Source organism: Terriglobales bacterium, assembly GCA_035691485.1.
In the GTDB taxonomy this organism is placed as follows: domain Bacteria; phylum Acidobacteriota; class Terriglobia; order Terriglobales; family Acidobacteriaceae; genus JAIQGF01.
On record DASSIZ010000069.1, the window covers coordinates 52,533 to 66,021 of the forward strand.

Here is a 13,489-nt window from a genome sequence, read left to right on the forward strand (position 1 = left end):
GCGTGCTCTGTCGGGTGGCCCACGGCGTTACTAGAGTAACGACAACCCGCTTGCAAGCTCCGCCTGCTCACGCGTTCTCTCCTCGCAAGCCGAGGAGAGAACATGAGCCGCAAATTTGCGATCCCTGCCGCCATCTGTTTGACCCTGTCTTTAGCCGCGGCAGCGATCGTCGCCGCCAGGAGCGCCCAATCCGTCGACGAAGGTGCCTCCGGCCCTTCGCTCACCATTTACAACCAGAACTTTGCCGTCGTACGCCAGCCGCTCTCGCTCGACCTCAACCCCGGCGTCAACGACGTTCGCTTCACAGAGACCACCAACTTCCTTGAGCCGGACTCGGTGATGCTGCGCGACCCGCTCGGGCGGCGCCAACTGCAGGTGCTGGAACAGAATTTCCGCAACGATCCTGTATCGCAGGAGCTGCTGCTCTCCATGTACGAAGGCAAGACGATCAGCTTCCGCCTCAGCAACGACAAGATCGTTCCCGGCAGGGTCGTCCGCAGCGGATACACGCCGCGCGTCTACGACTACCGCAACGGCTACAATCCGCAGGGCGGTACCCAGCCCATCATCGAGACGGACGGTCACCTCCAGTTCGGGCTCCCTGGCCTGCCCCTGTTTCCCGCGCTCGGCAACGACTCGGTGCTGAAGCCCACGCTCAATTGGCAGCTGGTCACCGACAAGCCGGGCAAGTTCGAGGCCGAGCTGTCTTACGTCTCCGGCGGCATGCGCTGGCAGGCTGACTACAACGTGGTCGCGCCCGAATCAGGAGATGTTCTCGATGTCACCGGCTGGGTCACGATCGACAACACCAGCGGCAAGACCTTCGACCACGCGCGCGTGCGACTCATGGCCGGCGACATCAACAAGATCCTTCCCGGCGCCGTGGGTGGAATGGTGCGCAGCGAGGCCATGGCAATGAAAGCCGTGGACGCCATGCAGCCCGCCGTCACCGAGCGCTCCTTCGACGAATACCACCTGTACACGCTGCAGCGACCGGTCACCATGCGTGACCACGAAACCAAGCAGGTGGAGTTCGTGCGCGCCACCGGCGTCCATTCGCAGCGGCTGTATGTCTACGATGGCGCCAACATTAACTGGAACCAGTATCGCGGTTGGTCCTTCGAAAATATTCGCAACGACCCCGGTTATGGCACCCAGTCCAATCCCAAAGTCTGGGTCATGCAGGAGCTGAAAAACTCCAGCGCCAACCACCTCGGAATCGCGCTGCCCCGCGGCCGCATGCGCTTCTATCGCCGCGACGAAGACGGCCGCCTGCAGTTCACCGGCGAAAACATGATTGACCACACCCCGCCCGACGAGACCATCCGCCTCTACACCGGCAACGCCTTCGACCTGGTGGGCGAGCGTCGCCGCGTCGACTACCACGTCGACAATGCGAAGAAAACGATCGACGAGTCTTTCGAAATCAAGATCCGCAACCACAAGAAGGAAGCCGCCGTGGTGCGCGCAGTCGAGCACCTCTACCGCTGCAACAGTTGGCAGATCACCAGCCGTAACCACGACTACCGCAAGCTCGATTCCCACCAGGTCGAGTTCCCGGTGGCCATTCCGGCCAATGGCGAAGTCACTATCATGTATGCAGTTCACTACACGTGGTAGTTCGCGCAGCAGGACCGCGAGCGGCAATCGGAACCCGCCACAATCAAAGTTAAGAATCTTCGTCCTGCGCGAAACATCCGTAATGGGGTTGGACGGGTTTATACATTTATCAATAGGGAAGGATGCCATGGACGAACGCACTTCAACCATAACTCTGAACGACGAGGTCCCTTCGCGCGCTGATAACTCCTATTCCACGCGGGCGTATGCGGCGCAATCGGCAAAATCGCCGCTGGCGCCCGCCTCCCTCCGTCGTCGCGCGCCGCGGCCGCAGGACGTGCAGATCGACATTCTGTATTGCGGGGTTTGCCATTCGGATCTGCACCAGGTCCGCGATGAGTGGCATGCGACCATGCCGACGGTTTACCCCTGCGTGCCCGGTCATGAAATCGTCGGCCGCGTGGTGAAGGCCGGCAGTGCGGTGACAAAATTCAAGGAAGGCGATCTCGCCGCCGTCGGCTGCATGGTCGACTCATGCCGCGTTTGCCGGAATTGCCGCGACGGCCTGGAACAGTACTGCGAAAAGATTGCCACCTTCACTTACAACTCGGAAGACAAGGTGCTCGGAGGAGTCACGTACGGCGGCTACTCGGAGCGCATCGTGGTGGATGAGGCGTTCGTGCTGAAGGTATCCGACAAGGTAAACCTTGCCGCGACAGCGCCGCTGCTCTGCGCCGGCATTACCACGTACTCGCCGCTGCGCCACTGGAATGTTCGCAAGGGGCAAAGAGTTGGCGTGGTGGGACTGGGCGGACTTGGCCACATGGGCGTGAAGTTCGCCAGCGCCCTTGGCGCCCATGTCACGTTATTTACGACCTCCCCAAACAAGGCGGCGGACGCGTTGCGGTTCGGCGCCGAGGAAGTAGTGGTTTCCACCAATGCCGATGAAATGCTGAAACGTGCGGCCAGCTTCGACTTCATTCTCGATACCGTCTCTGCCGCGCACGACGTGAACTCCTACATTGCCCTGCTGAGGCGGGATGGAACTCTCACCCTGGTGGGCGCGCCGCCCATGCCGCTGCCGGTTTCTTCCTTCGGGTTGATTTTTGGACGCCACCAGTTGGCCGGGTCCGGAATCGGCGGTATCCGTGAAACCCAGGAGATGCTCGATTTCTGCGCTGAGCACGGCATCACCTGCGACATCGAACTGATCCGGATTCAGCAGATCAATGAAGCCTACGAACGACTGCTGAAGAGTGACGTAAAGTACCGCTTCGTCATCGACATGGCGTCGTTGCAATAAACCCGTGGAGTGCCCCGCCCGGTCATGCCACAACCTGGGCGGGGCATTCTCCTTACTGTTCCGGGTGGGAATGTTCTCCCGCAAGATTCGCGTCGAATACGAAGCTGAGGGCAAGCGTCTGCCCGCGCCCGTGAAGTGGCTGGACAGTTTTGCCATGCGCAACTTCACTAACGACCAGGTCTTCGACGACACCCTTCCAGCCGGGGATGGCGTTATCGAGATCGGAGCGCGCGTCCCCCTGGACCGCTTGAAAGCCGCAATGGAAGACTGGTTTCACCGGAAGGGCTATATGGGGAAAGACGCCGGGTTGGTTGTCACCGAAGAAGCACGAACCTGAAAACCGGAACCGGCTGTTTAACGCCGCGCTGCTTTGTCCACGCCGCCGGCTTCCGTGACCTTCAACACCATCAGCACCTTGTCGTCGGTATGGGTGCCTCCCAGCGAGAAAGCGTTGACCTCTTTGTGCACCGCATCGACGATTTGCTCGGCACTGCCACGGCGATTACGGGAAACGGATTCCGCCAGCCGTTCGCTGCCGAACTCCTCTTCCTCGACGTTGCAGGGTTCGGTGATGCCGTCGGTGCAGAGTACAAGCAGGTCGCCCGCATTCAGCTTGGCGGAGCCGCGCGAGTACTCGGAGTCGGGGAACAGTCCCACCACCGTGCCGCCGGCTTGCAGCAGTTCGTACTCTCCGCTCTCGCCGTTCACGATGATCGGGGGCACATGTCCGGCATTGATGTAGTGCAGCCGGTTGCGGCGCGTGTCCAGCAGTCCCAGAAAAATGCTAAGAAACTTGCGTGACTTGGTGTCGTTGCAGATCATTTCGTTCAACGACAAGGCCAGCACTTCCAGCGAGTGCAGGTGGGTGACCAGTGCGTGCAGCGTGGCCTGCAGGTTCGACATCACCAGCGCCGACGAGACGCCTTTCCCTTCCACGTCGGCGATCACCAGCAGCAGCGTATCCTGGCCCAGGCTGATGAAATCGTAATAATCGCCCCCGCATTCAAAGCATGGCATGTTGGAAACCGCCAGCTCGTAACCTTCGAGCACCGGCGGCGCATCCGGCAGCAAGCTGCGCTGGATGCCGCGCGCCATTTCCAGCTCGCGCTCCATGCGCTGCTTTTCCAGCGCGGCGCGATGCAGGCGGGCGTTTTCCAGCGCCATCGCCATGTGGCCGGAAAGCTTTTCCAGGAAGTCTTGGTCCTCCGCGGTGAAGCGGCCGTCGATCAACTGGTTCAGCAGCTGGATGACGCCCACGATCTCTCCGCTGCCCTTGTGCCGTATCGGCATGCAGAGCAGCGACTTCGTGTGATACCCCGTCTTCTGGTCGGTAGTGGGGTCAAAGCACGCCAGCTGGTAAGCGTCTTGGACGTTGATCGGCTGGCCAGTCTGAGCGACGGTGCCGGCCACTCCCACGCCGAAGGGCATGCGGATTTCCTGCTTCTCCAGGCCCATGGCGACGATCGACCAGATTTGCCGCGCGTCTTTGTCCACCAGGAACACCGTGCCGCGATCGGCATTGACCTCGGCGCGCGCGATTTTCAGGATCAACTCCAGCAGTTCCGCCAAGTCGAGGGTGGAATTCAGCAGGCGGGTGGCCTCGAACAGCGCCGAGAGCTGCTGGATTGTCTTCTGGTACTGGCCGGCGGTGGCAACAGGGGAATCCAAGGTCACCTTTCCCCGGATGCGCCTGGGGTGCCGCTACTATATGCAGGGGCCATGGCGTTGTAAATATCGCTATTTGTCGTAATGCAGCAGCGACACCACTTCATGGCCCGACAGCTTCTCGCGCCCCCGCAAGAAATCCAGCTCCACAATGAATGCCAGGCTCGCAACCTTGCCCCCGAGGGATTCCACCAGTTGGGTAGTCGCTTTTGCGGTGCCGCCGGTGGCCAGCAGGTCATCCACGATGATCACGCTCTGCCCCGGCTGGATCGCGTCCTTGTGCACCTCCAGCGTGTCGCTGCCGTACTCCAGTTCGTACGTCCAACGCGCCGTCTCGGCGGGAAGTTTTTTCGGCTTGCGCACGGGAACGAAGCCGGCGTTCAACCGATAAGCAAGTGCCGGCCCGAAGATAAACCCGCGGGCCTCGATGCCGAGCACCAGGTCCACTCGCCGCCCGATGTAGCACTGACCCAGGCAGTCCACCAGAGTGGCAAAGCCGAGCTTGTCTTTGAGCAGCGTGGTGATGTCGTAGAACAGGATCCCCGGCTTGGGAAAATCGGGGACCTCGCGGATTAACTGCTTCAGGAAATCAGAATCGGTGGGCGCCTTCGTGAGCTGCGGCATCACCACGCTCCCTCGATGCGAAATGTCTTCAGGCCTTCGACCGGCTGGGCCTCGGATTCCTCGACCTCGTCCACCCGCGCCGCGCGTGGCCCCTGCTGCAGCTTCCGCCGCAGATTCGACAACTGCTCGCGCGTGCCGGTGGCAAGCACTTCCACGTTCCCGTCAAAGGTATTGCGCACCCAGCCATACACGCCCAGCACGTGCGCCTCGCGCTCCACGAACCAGCGGAAACCCACCCCCTGCACGCGGCCTCGAACCATGTAACGGCGGGTCTGAAGCGACGACTTGGTTTCGGATGACATGCGGAACACAAACAATTTCCGATTGTCGATTGCCGATGTCGATTTCACCATCCGTCGCGAACATCGACAATCATCAATCGGCAATGTATCAAGCTCTCGAGAGATACGCTCCCTCGCTGGTATCGACGCGAATTTTTTCGCCTTCATTGATGAATGGCGGGACCTGCACGATCAGCCCGGTTTCCGTCTTGGCCGCCTTGGTGACGTTGGTGGCGGTGGCGCTCTTCAGCCCGGGTTCGGTCTCGACCACGGTCAATTCCACCGTCTGCGGCAGTTCCACGCCCACCGCCTTGCCGTCAAAGAACTCGACCTGGATTTGCAGGTTGGGAATCAGGTAGTCCACCGCGTCGCCGAGGATGTCCCGGGTGAGGTGCGTTTGCTCGTAATTTTCCGTGTTCATGAAGTAGTAGGCGTCGCCGTCGTTATAGAGGTATTCCATCTGCACCTCGTCCACGGTGACCTTGTCGATAGCATCGCCGGAACGGAAGCGGTATTCGAACATCGCTCCCGTACGCAGGTTGCGCAGCTTGGCCTGGATAAACGCCCGCAGGTTTCCGGGCGTGCGGTGCTCGACGCTGAATACGCCATGCAGGTCGTTGTTGTGCTTGATCACCATCCCCGGGCGCAGTTGGGTGGCTGGAATCGCCATGCTGATACGTCTCCTTAGAATTCTTCTGATGGAAGGCGGAAACCGGCGGCGGGAGCGCCGGTTGGTCAGCATCGACCTCAGCCCTCGCAAGGCAAACAGTTGATTGTACCTTAGCGCCCGGGAGCTTGGAAATTCCGGCGGCTTCTCCACAGCACTATTTCGTTTCCGGACAACCCCATCGGCGCGTCCCTTTCTAAGATTATTAGGCTCAAAACAGACGTATAAGGGTGCGCCAGTGACCGAGCCGCGTGCCCAAACCAGGCGCAAGCGCCGGGCGTACAATCACAGGTTGCTATGACGCTGGGTATTCGACAAGTGAGGTGCGAATGACGGACTACGAGCATTTTGGTGACTATCAGCCTTCGGACCGCAGTTCGGTGGGGCTCGCCATTACCTTCCTGTTTATCGGGTTGGGTGCGGGTGCCCTGGCCGCGCTGTTGTTCGCCCCCAAGACCGGCAAGCAGATGCGGCGTGAACTCCGGCGCAGGTACAAGGACGCGCGCGACGTGATTGACGACCTGCAGGAGCAGGCCGGCGACGTGATCGAGAAGGGCTCGGAATGGGCCAGCAATGCCAAGGAGTGGGCCAATACCGCCAAGGACACGGCCAAGGAGAAGGTCGCTCCCTTCGCCAAGGCAGTGCGAAAGTAGGTTCCAGTTCCGCTCGTTCGGCGAAAACGAAAAGCGCGGGCTCATACCCGCGCTTCGTTCTTCTTGTCGATTCGCTTCAGTAGAGCCGGAAATTTACTTCGATGTTGATCTGCACCGCGACTGGCTGCCCGTCTTTGCGCGCGGGCTCGAATTTCCAGGTCCGCACCGCCTCAATCGCTTTTTCGTCCAATCCCATGCCCAGCGTGCGCTGCACTTTGATGTCGCGCGGCCGGCCGTCAGGTCCCACTACCACCCACAGCACCACCGTGCCCTGGTATTTCGCCTTCCGCGCCTCTTCTGAATATTCGGGATCCGGTTGATAGAGCACGCGCGGAGCGCTCACTCCGCCGCCCACTCGATACGGCCCGCCGCCGATGCCGCCGCCCCAACCTGGTCCCACGCCTGGGCCGCGGCCCGAGCCAACTCCGCCACCGCTACCGCTGCCGATTCCTCCGCCGCTTCCCGGACCATTCGACGGCGGCCCCAATACGTTGGAAAGCGGATCGCCCAACTGCCCTGTTTGCGGCAGCTTGATCTCCGGCGGCACGACAACCGTGGGTTCCACCGGAAGCTTGGGATCGGGATTGCGGATCACCACTGCGGGAGGCGTGAACTGTTCGCGCGCCAGCTTGGGCAACGCGCCCTTGGATGCTGCCAGCTTGTCGCCGTCGCCTCCGCCGCCGCCACCGCCCGCCTTGGTCGATGAAGGCGGCAGGATGTAGGGGCTGATGTCGGTCACTACGCCCGTTACCGTTGCCTTGATTTCCTGGCGATGGCTGACCACGAACGAGGTCGAGATCAGCAGCACTGCCGCCATCAACGTGTGCAGGAGAAAAGAGACAAGAAAGTTCGTCGGCTTGGTGCCGTAGGTCGAATACTCCAGCCCAAACAGTGCGGGCATGAAGTCATGCGACTCGGCCCCCGCAGGATGCTTCACCGGTGCTTTACCGACAGCAGGAACGGGCATGCTTCCTCAATAAGTATAGACCTGATTCTGCCACAAAGGTTTCAGAAAACTTGCTCCCCCACCACCTGGGTGGCATATCCCACGGTCCTTAATGGAATACCGAGGCGAAGAAGGAACGCACTTTGCCGAAAAATCCCGTCCTCTTCCTGGGCGCTTCCTGGGCAATCTCACCCGCCTTGGATAGTTTCTGTGATTGCTTCCGGCCCGACCGTTGTGGCGGGGCGGGGGTCAGCGCAAATGGCGCCGCCGAGGTAAACTTCAACTCGGCCATCTGTTCCAGAGGAGCGGGTAGCGGCTCCTCCGCGCTGAATACAAACGGAGCGTCCACCTCCACGTGGACCTCTTGCGGCGTGGCAGCGGGAAGCGGGGCCGTTGGTGAAGCCGGCTGCGTCAGGGGAATCGACAGCGACGGAGGCGGCGGGGCCGACCGCAAGTCCGCGATCTTCGGAATCTCCAAGGGTGGCGCCGCCGCACGCATCACCGGCGCCGGTGCTGGACATCCGCAATCAGAGATGACGTGATACATGTTGGCGAGCTTGCCGCGCTCAAACACCACCTGCTCGTCCGCGCCCACCTGGTAGGTGCCGTCGCCCATCAGCTCGGAAACCATAATCGGTGCGGAGTTGTTGGCCAGCGGACGAATGCAGGTGTTGCCGCGCGCGTCCGAGCCGATGGCTATGTGAATGTTCCCGGGCCCGGCAAGCATGATGCGAAAGTCCGGCGTGATGATTGCGTCCCCGGCGGCGCCGGCGGCCAGCGAATAATCTGTTTCCACCGCGCCGCTGTTCATCCCCACCATCAGTCCATCGCGTGCGCTGCTGAGGGAAAGGCTGGTGCGCGGGCAGATGCGCACGTTGCCGCCTCGCGTCAAACGCAATAGCGCAACCGCCTGGCCTGCGCCGACCGAAGCCCCGCTCATCACCTGCATGCCGCTGCTGGCCAGTTGTACGGCGCCAGTGACGCTGGCGTCCGAGGCGTATATCTCCCCGATGGGTTTCTGCGCCTGCTCCTGCGCCGCAGCCGGGTTCAGCATGGCTGCGGCAACCAAGGCAAGGCTGCTCGCCAGCAATCGAAGGAGAGGCATTGCCGCTATGGTAAACGGGTTTGGGGTGGAAACGGAAGTGAGCCGACTCGTTGCCTGGACTCTAGCTCGTCAACCACCCGGCCGGAGCCTAGGGCTCGGCAAGAAACTCGTAACGTTCAATGACGGCGGCGATTCCGACTCGCCCGCCCGGGTCCTGCGGCTCTACTCGCACCACTTTGCCCTTGCAATGAACGCGGATGCTCTCCGTCAGCGTGATCTCCGGAGGCAGCGTGAGGGTAAACTCGATGTCCGATCCTTCCGTGACACTGGAATCCAGGTAAAAGCAAATGCCGCGCGCGCTGACGTCCCGGGTGTGTGCCGTTTTTTCACCCGCGTCGCTGAACTTGACCGTTACCGGAAGCCGCAGGGAGAAACGCCGGGTTGAACGCTGTTCCCTTTGGGGTTGAGCCATGGGTACCCTCCGCAGGCGTAAGCATCTCTTCGGGCGGTCAAACTGTCAAGCATTTCGACAGATTACCGAAGCTGTACCAGGGCCCAATCTGCGGCATGTACCAAAACCGGCAGGCTCGGCGTTTTGCGGCTTTCCGGCCCGCCAATCCGCCGTTTTAGAGTTGCAGGAAGTTACGAAGAATCTCTCGCCCGTGTGCGGTCAGCACGCTTTCCGGGTGGAACTGCACGCCTTCGACGGGATACTGCTTGTGGCGCAGCCCCATGATGACGCGCTTGCCATCCTGGTCCATGGTGTGCGCGCTGACCTCCAATTCCTCCGGCAGACTGTCTTCCGAAACGATCAACGAGTGATAGCGCGTCGCCTGCATAGGCGAAGGAATTTTTGCGAACACGGTGCGGCCGTCGTGCTCGATCTGGCTGGTCTTGCCGTGCATCAGGTGTGCCGCCCGCACCACTTTGCCGCCGAAGGCCGCGCCAATCGCCTGATGTCCCAGGCAGACGCCCAGCACCGGAACCTTGCCGGCGAAGTGCCGGATCAATTCGATGCTGATTCCCGCCTCTTGCGGCGTGCATGGCCCCGGCGATACCACGATGTGGGAAGGATGCAACGATTCGATTTCCGCGGGCGTAATCTGGTCGTTGCGGCGCACCTCAACCTCCTGCTCCATCTCGCCGAGATACTGGACCAGGTTGTAAGTGAACGAGTCGTAGTTATCGAGTACAAAAATCATTTTCGAAACGAGCCCGGTTGCTGCCATTCAACCCTGCGTTCTTTCATTCCGAGCAGCAAACGTATTTCCAATTTAATCATACGACCTGGCTGCACTGCGCCGTGGTCCTTTGTCGTGTATAGGCGTTCTGTTCCAGCGCCATGGGTTTACAAGCGTAGTACCCCGCTCTGGATCCCGCTCCGATCCGTGGTACGCTGCCCTGCAATACGCCTGATGAGCACCCGCACCGCATCGCTGGAATGCCCGCCGACGCAGGTACTCTCCCCTGTCAGTCGGCCGCGCCGGAGTCCCTGGCTGCGCTCGCCGGCTTTCTGGATGGTGGTGGTCGCCTTCGCGGTGCGTATCGGCTTCATGCTCGCCGCCCGCACCTACCTTTTCGATGCCTACCGCATCGATGAATACTCCTACCACAACGAGACCACCAGCATCGCACGCTCGATTGCCGAGGGCCGCGGCTTCAGTTCCCCCTTCAGCGCTGATTACACCGGGCCGACCTCCTGGATCGCGCCAGTCTATCCGTATCTTTGCGCGCTCTTCTTTCGCTGCTTTGGCGTCTTCAGCACCAAGGCCGCGATCGCGTTGATATTGCTGCAAAGCTTGATCTCGGCGCTCACTTGTGTGCCCATCCTCGGCATCGCGAAACGAACTGTCGGACCTCGCGCCGGGATCCCTGCCGCGCTCTTGTGGGCCATCTTCCCGTGGTTCAGCAAGTGGGCCGTGTGCTGGATCTGGGAAATCAGCCTCAGCACGCTGTTGTTTGCGTGTTTGTTCTGGTACGCGTTGCGCCTCGCCGAACCGGCATCATGGAAGCTGTGGCTTGGCTTCGGAGCGCTTTGGGGGTTCGCGCTGCTGGTAAACCCGGCCCTGCTGACGCTGCTGCCTCCGTCACTGGTGTGGTGCGCATATCAAATGCGTTCACCAGAGCGCGCGTTCGCTCTCGAACCTGCCCAGGTGTGGTGGCAACAATGGACGAAACACGCCTTGGTCGCCGCCGCAGCCTGCCTACTGGTGATCTCGCCATGGCTGGTGCGCAATCGCGTTGTCCTTGGCCAATGGGCTTTCGTGCGCGGTAATTTCGGCTTTGAATTCTGGCTGGGGAACGCGCGTTATGCCACTCCGCGTGGTTGGATCAAGCAGCATCCTATGGGCAACGCCGCGGAACTGCAGCGCTACCGTACCATGGGCGAACCCACCTACGTCCGGTCGAAGCTGCGGGAGGCGCTGTCCGCGGTTCGCGAGAATCCAAGCCGAGCCATCCATACCACCGCCCAGCGCGTGGCCTACTTCTGGGACGGCAGCGCCATGGGGTATCGGCCGCAGGTCGTCTGGTACTGGCTGCCGTGGAGTTTTGCCTGGTTCAGCTTCCTGCTCCTGCCCTCGATGCTGTTCGCGATCCTGCGGCGGGTCCGCGCCTGGCCTTTGTTCTTCGCCGTTTTGCTGCTCTATCCCATCCCCTATTACATCACCTACAGCCAGGTGCGCTATCGGCATGTGCTGGAACCGCTCATGCTGTTGCTGCTGGCTTGCCTGCTGCCGCTGCGGCAACCGAGGAATGAACATTGATTGTGTGACGCCGGTCACACTCAAGCATGACGCATGACCTAGGCGCGACTCCGCCGCGCTGCTACTCTGCCCTTACAACTGAACGCGTGCGCAACGTTGCCATCCTCACCCCACATCATACGTTGCGCACGCTTTTCCTTTTTTCCCGTCAGGGTTGCGGGGACCTCGGCCACAAGTTGTCTTCCCTTGCTCCACCCGGCACGGTGGAGGTTTGCCCGGGTGCTTTTCCGCCGCGCTCGCGCTACACTGGGTTTCCACTCCCAATTCCCATCGCGATCAATCCAGGAGGTCATCGTGTCAGAACAGAAATACCGCCAGCACGGCTACAAGGACCGTGGCGGCGACAAGCCCGAGTCCCGCGGCCCGGGGCAGCCGCCGCGTCCGAAGAAGGAGGAAACCTTTGGGCCGCGCGCGCTCAATATGCCGGGAACCCGGACGGTGTCGCGCTGCGCGCAGTGCGGGACCGTGCTCACCATGATCACCGACCCGGTGGGGCAATGTCCCAAGTGCGGATTTGAGCTGCACTCCTGCAAGCAGTGCATGCATTTCGATCCCGCCAGCCGCTTCGAGTGCCGCCAGACCATCCTGGAGCGCGTCGCGCGCAAGGACACACGCAATGAATGCGGGTTATTCGCCATGCGGACCGCGGTGGAACGGGAGACATCTTCCGCCGGCATGCGCGCTGACGACGCCCGCAAGGCATTCGAGAATTTGTTCAAAAAGTAGACGCTTCCGCCGCTCGCGGCCGCGCCCTTATTTCAATCTCCAAAACACACGCCGATTGCCTTCGCAATGCGCACCATCTCGCCGTTCGGATTCACCAGTTTCCTGGACCCGACCGCTTCCGCGATATCGACCGTCTCGACATGCGCGCCGCGAAGGGCAACCATCTTCCCGAAATCTCCGCGCGCGATCAGTTCCACCGCCTCGACGCCGAAACGCGTGCTCAGGATGCGGTCGAACGGAGAGGGAGAGCCGCCGCGCTGCACGTGGCCGAGCACGGTGACGCGCACATCTTTCTTGGTGCACATGCCGAGCGCGTTGCCGACCAGGTTACCGGCCGCCCCTGCCCGCGGGAACATGCGCTTCTCCTCTTGGAACCGGGCATTCAGCTCCAGCCCGGGCTTGATGCCCTCGGCGACGACCACGATGGTGAACTTCTTCCCGGTGGCGTCGCGCTGGTTCACAAACTGGCAGACCTTGCGCAGGTCGAAAACAATCTCGGGGATCAGGATTACATGGGCGCCGCCAGCCAGGCCGGCTTCGAGGGCGATCCAGCCGGCATCGCGGCCCATGACCTCGACGACCATAACGCGGTGGTGCGACTCGGCGGTGCTGAACAGCTTGTCGATGGCGTCGGTGCAGGTATGAAGAGCGGTATCGAAGCCGAAGGTCACGTCGGTGGCGGACAGGTCATTGTCGATGGTCTTGGGCACGCCCACGACATTGAGGCCGTGGCGGAACAGCTCCAAGCCAATGGCCTGGGTGCCGTCGCCGCCGACAACGATCAGGGCGTCGAGGCCGAGCTTGCGCGCGTTCTCAATTACATGCGGCGCCATGTCGCGCACGACTTCGCAGCCGTCGACGACGGTCTTGTACTTGCAAGGATTGCCGCGATTGGTGGTGCCGAGAATAGTACCGCCGCGCGGCAGGATGCCGCTAACGCTGTCCAGTGTCAGTTCGCGCGAGCGCTCCGGCCAGATCAGGCCGTCGAAGCCGTCGGTGATGCCGACGACGCGCCAGCCGTGTTTCAGGATTGCCGAGCGGGTGGCGGCGCGGATCACGGCGTTCAGTCCCGGACAATCGCCGCCGCCGGTGGAAATGCCAATGGTTCTGATTTCGGTCATGAGGAGCTCTTAGCTGTTAGCTCTTAGCTTTTAGCCAGGGCGAATGAGCGGCGAGTGAAAACTGGCGCGTCGTAAAACTTACCAGCGAAAATGCAAACCGCAAAAAATAAACGGCGAAAAATTGCAGGGCAAA

General features: G+C 61.4%; 15 protein-coding genes. 6 read left to right on the top strand and 9 right to left on the bottom strand.

Features of this window, described 5'->3' with window-relative positions:
* Positions 1 to 102 precede the first annotated feature (102 nt).
* From VFI82_08605 to VFI82_08615, 3 genes are all read left to right on the top strand, one after another.
* On the top strand, positions 103 to 1,620 hold the full coding sequence (locus tag VFI82_08605) for a hypothetical protein (GenBank protein ID HET7184735.1): 1,518 nt from the start codon (positions 103 to 105) through the stop codon (positions 1,618 to 1,620).
* 127 nt (positions 1,621 to 1,747) lie between these two features.
* Positions 1,748 to 2,863, top strand: a complete 1,116-nt coding sequence (locus VFI82_08610) for an NAD(P)-dependent alcohol dehydrogenase (GenBank protein ID HET7184736.1) — start codon at positions 1,748 to 1,750, stop codon at positions 2,861 to 2,863.
* Between the two features lie 70 nt (positions 2,864 to 2,933).
* Positions 2,934 to 3,200, top strand: a complete 267-nt coding sequence (locus tag VFI82_08615) for a hypothetical protein (protein ID HET7184737.1) — start codon at positions 2,934 to 2,936, stop codon at positions 3,198 to 3,200.
* A gap of 17 nt (positions 3,201 to 3,217) precedes the next feature.
* On the opposite strand, the gene VFI82_08620 is transcribed toward VFI82_08615, so the two are convergent.
* The 4 genes from VFI82_08620 to efp all read right to left on the bottom strand — a co-directional run bounded on the left by VFI82_08620 (position 3,218) and on the right by efp (position 6,103).
* A complete protein-coding gene (locus VFI82_08620) occupies positions 3,218 to 4,531 on the bottom strand; it encodes a SpoIIE family protein phosphatase (GenBank protein ID HET7184738.1) in 1,314 nt (437 codons plus the stop codon).
* Between the two features lie 69 nt (positions 4,532 to 4,600).
* Complete coding sequence (locus VFI82_08625) at positions 4,601 to 5,152, bottom strand: adenine phosphoribosyltransferase (protein ID HET7184739.1); 552 nt, start codon at positions 5,150 to 5,152, stop codon at positions 4,601 to 4,603.
* Positions 5,152 to 5,454, bottom strand: coding sequence for an acylphosphatase (locus VFI82_08630; GenBank protein HET7184740.1), 303 nt, complete (start codon positions 5,452 to 5,454; stop codon positions 5,152 to 5,154). The genes VFI82_08625 and VFI82_08630 overlap by 1 nt, the downstream gene beginning before the upstream one ends.
* Positions 5,455 to 5,542: 88 nt before the next feature.
* Positions 5,543 to 6,103 carry an elongation factor P gene (gene efp, locus VFI82_08635; GenBank protein HET7184741.1) on the bottom strand — a complete coding sequence of 187 codons (561 nt, stop codon included), beginning with the start codon at positions 6,101 to 6,103 and terminating at the stop codon, positions 5,543 to 5,545.
* A 326-nt stretch (positions 6,104 to 6,429) separates the two neighbouring features.
* On the opposite strand from efp, the gene VFI82_08640 reads away from it, so the two are divergent.
* Entirely contained in the window at positions 6,430 to 6,753 is a 324-nt protein-coding gene (locus tag VFI82_08640) for a YtxH domain-containing protein (protein HET7184742.1), read from the top strand.
* Between the two features lie 76 nt (positions 6,754 to 6,829).
* Here the strand turns inward: VFI82_08640 and VFI82_08645 are convergent, their stop codons facing one another.
* From VFI82_08645 to VFI82_08660, 4 genes are all read right to left on the bottom strand, one after another.
* A complete protein-coding gene (locus VFI82_08645; GenBank protein ID HET7184743.1) occupies positions 6,830 to 7,720 on the bottom strand; it encodes an energy transducer TonB in 891 nt (296 codons plus the stop codon).
* 88 nt (positions 7,721 to 7,808) lie between these two features.
* The gene (locus VFI82_08650; GenBank protein ID HET7184744.1) at positions 7,809 to 8,804 is read right to left on the bottom strand and encodes a hypothetical protein; all 996 of its coding nucleotides are present in this window, start codon (positions 8,802 to 8,804) and stop codon (positions 7,809 to 7,811) included.
* A gap of 88 nt (positions 8,805 to 8,892) precedes the next feature.
* Positions 8,893 to 9,216, bottom strand: coding sequence for a PilZ domain-containing protein (locus tag VFI82_08655; protein ID HET7184745.1), 324 nt, complete (start codon positions 9,214 to 9,216; stop codon positions 8,893 to 8,895).
* Between the two features lie 154 nt (positions 9,217 to 9,370).
* Complete coding sequence (locus VFI82_08660) at positions 9,371 to 9,946, bottom strand: aminodeoxychorismate/anthranilate synthase component II (GenBank protein HET7184746.1); 576 nt, start codon at positions 9,944 to 9,946, stop codon at positions 9,371 to 9,373.
* A 213-nt stretch (positions 9,947 to 10,159) separates the two neighbouring features.
* Here VFI82_08660 and VFI82_08665 point away from each other — a divergent pair, with 213 nt between their 5' ends.
* Both VFI82_08665 and VFI82_08670 read left to right on the top strand, forming a co-directional pair.
* A complete protein-coding gene (locus VFI82_08665; GenBank protein ID HET7184747.1) occupies positions 10,160 to 11,509 on the top strand; it encodes a glycosyltransferase family 39 protein in 1,350 nt (449 codons plus the stop codon).
* Positions 11,510 to 11,803: 294 nt separating this feature from the next.
* Positions 11,804 to 12,235, top strand: coding sequence for a hypothetical protein (locus VFI82_08670; protein ID HET7184748.1), 432 nt, complete (start codon positions 11,804 to 11,806; stop codon positions 12,233 to 12,235).
* A gap of 32 nt (positions 12,236 to 12,267) precedes the next feature.
* On the opposite strand, the gene VFI82_08675 is transcribed toward VFI82_08670, so the two are convergent.
* Positions 12,268 to 13,356, bottom strand: coding sequence for an ATP-dependent 6-phosphofructokinase (locus tag VFI82_08675; protein ID HET7184749.1), 1,089 nt, complete (start codon positions 13,354 to 13,356; stop codon positions 12,268 to 12,270).
* Between the last annotated feature and the right edge of the window lie 133 nt (positions 13,357 to 13,489).

Bases quoted from the DNA above. Each gene is read 5' to 3' on its own strand.
- efp (HET7184741.1), bottom strand. From the start codon at position 6,103: ATGGCGATTCCAGCCACCCAACTGCGCCCGGGGATGGTGATCAAGCAC.
- VFI82_08640 (HET7184742.1), top strand. From the start codon at position 6,430: ATGACGGACTACGAGCATTTTGGTGACTATCAGCCTTCGGACCGCAGT.
- VFI82_08605 (HET7184735.1), top strand. From the start codon at position 103: ATGAGCCGCAAATTTGCGATCCCTGCCGCCATCTGTTTGACCCTGTCT.
- VFI82_08610 (HET7184736.1), top strand. From the start codon at position 1,748: ATGGACGAACGCACTTCAACCATAACTCTGAACGACGAGGTCCCTTCG.
- VFI82_08650 (HET7184744.1), bottom strand. From the start codon at position 8,804: ATGCCTCTCCTTCGATTGCTGGCGAGCAGCCTTGCCTTGGTTGCCGCA.
- VFI82_08660 (HET7184746.1), bottom strand. From the start codon at position 9,946: ATGATTTTTGTACTCGATAACTACGACTCGTTCACTTACAACCTGGTC.
- VFI82_08675 (HET7184749.1), bottom strand. From the start codon at position 13,356: ATGACCGAAATCAGAACCATTGGCATTTCCACCGGCGGCGGCGATTGT.
- VFI82_08645 (HET7184743.1), bottom strand. From the start codon at position 7,720: ATGCCCGTTCCTGCTGTCGGTAAAGCACCGGTGAAGCATCCTGCGGGG.
- VFI82_08665 (HET7184747.1), top strand. From the start codon at position 10,160: ATGAGCACCCGCACCGCATCGCTGGAATGCCCGCCGACGCAGGTACTC.
- VFI82_08655 (HET7184745.1), bottom strand. From the start codon at position 9,216: ATGGCTCAACCCCAAAGGGAACAGCGTTCAACCCGGCGTTTCTCCCTG.
- VFI82_08630 (HET7184740.1), bottom strand. From the start codon at position 5,454: ATGTCATCCGAAACCAAGTCGTCGCTTCAGACCCGCCGTTACATGGTT.
- VFI82_08625 (HET7184739.1), bottom strand. From the start codon at position 5,152: ATGCCGCAGCTCACGAAGGCGCCCACCGATTCTGATTTCCTGAAGCAG.
- VFI82_08615 (HET7184737.1), top strand. From the start codon at position 2,934: ATGTTCTCCCGCAAGATTCGCGTCGAATACGAAGCTGAGGGCAAGCGT.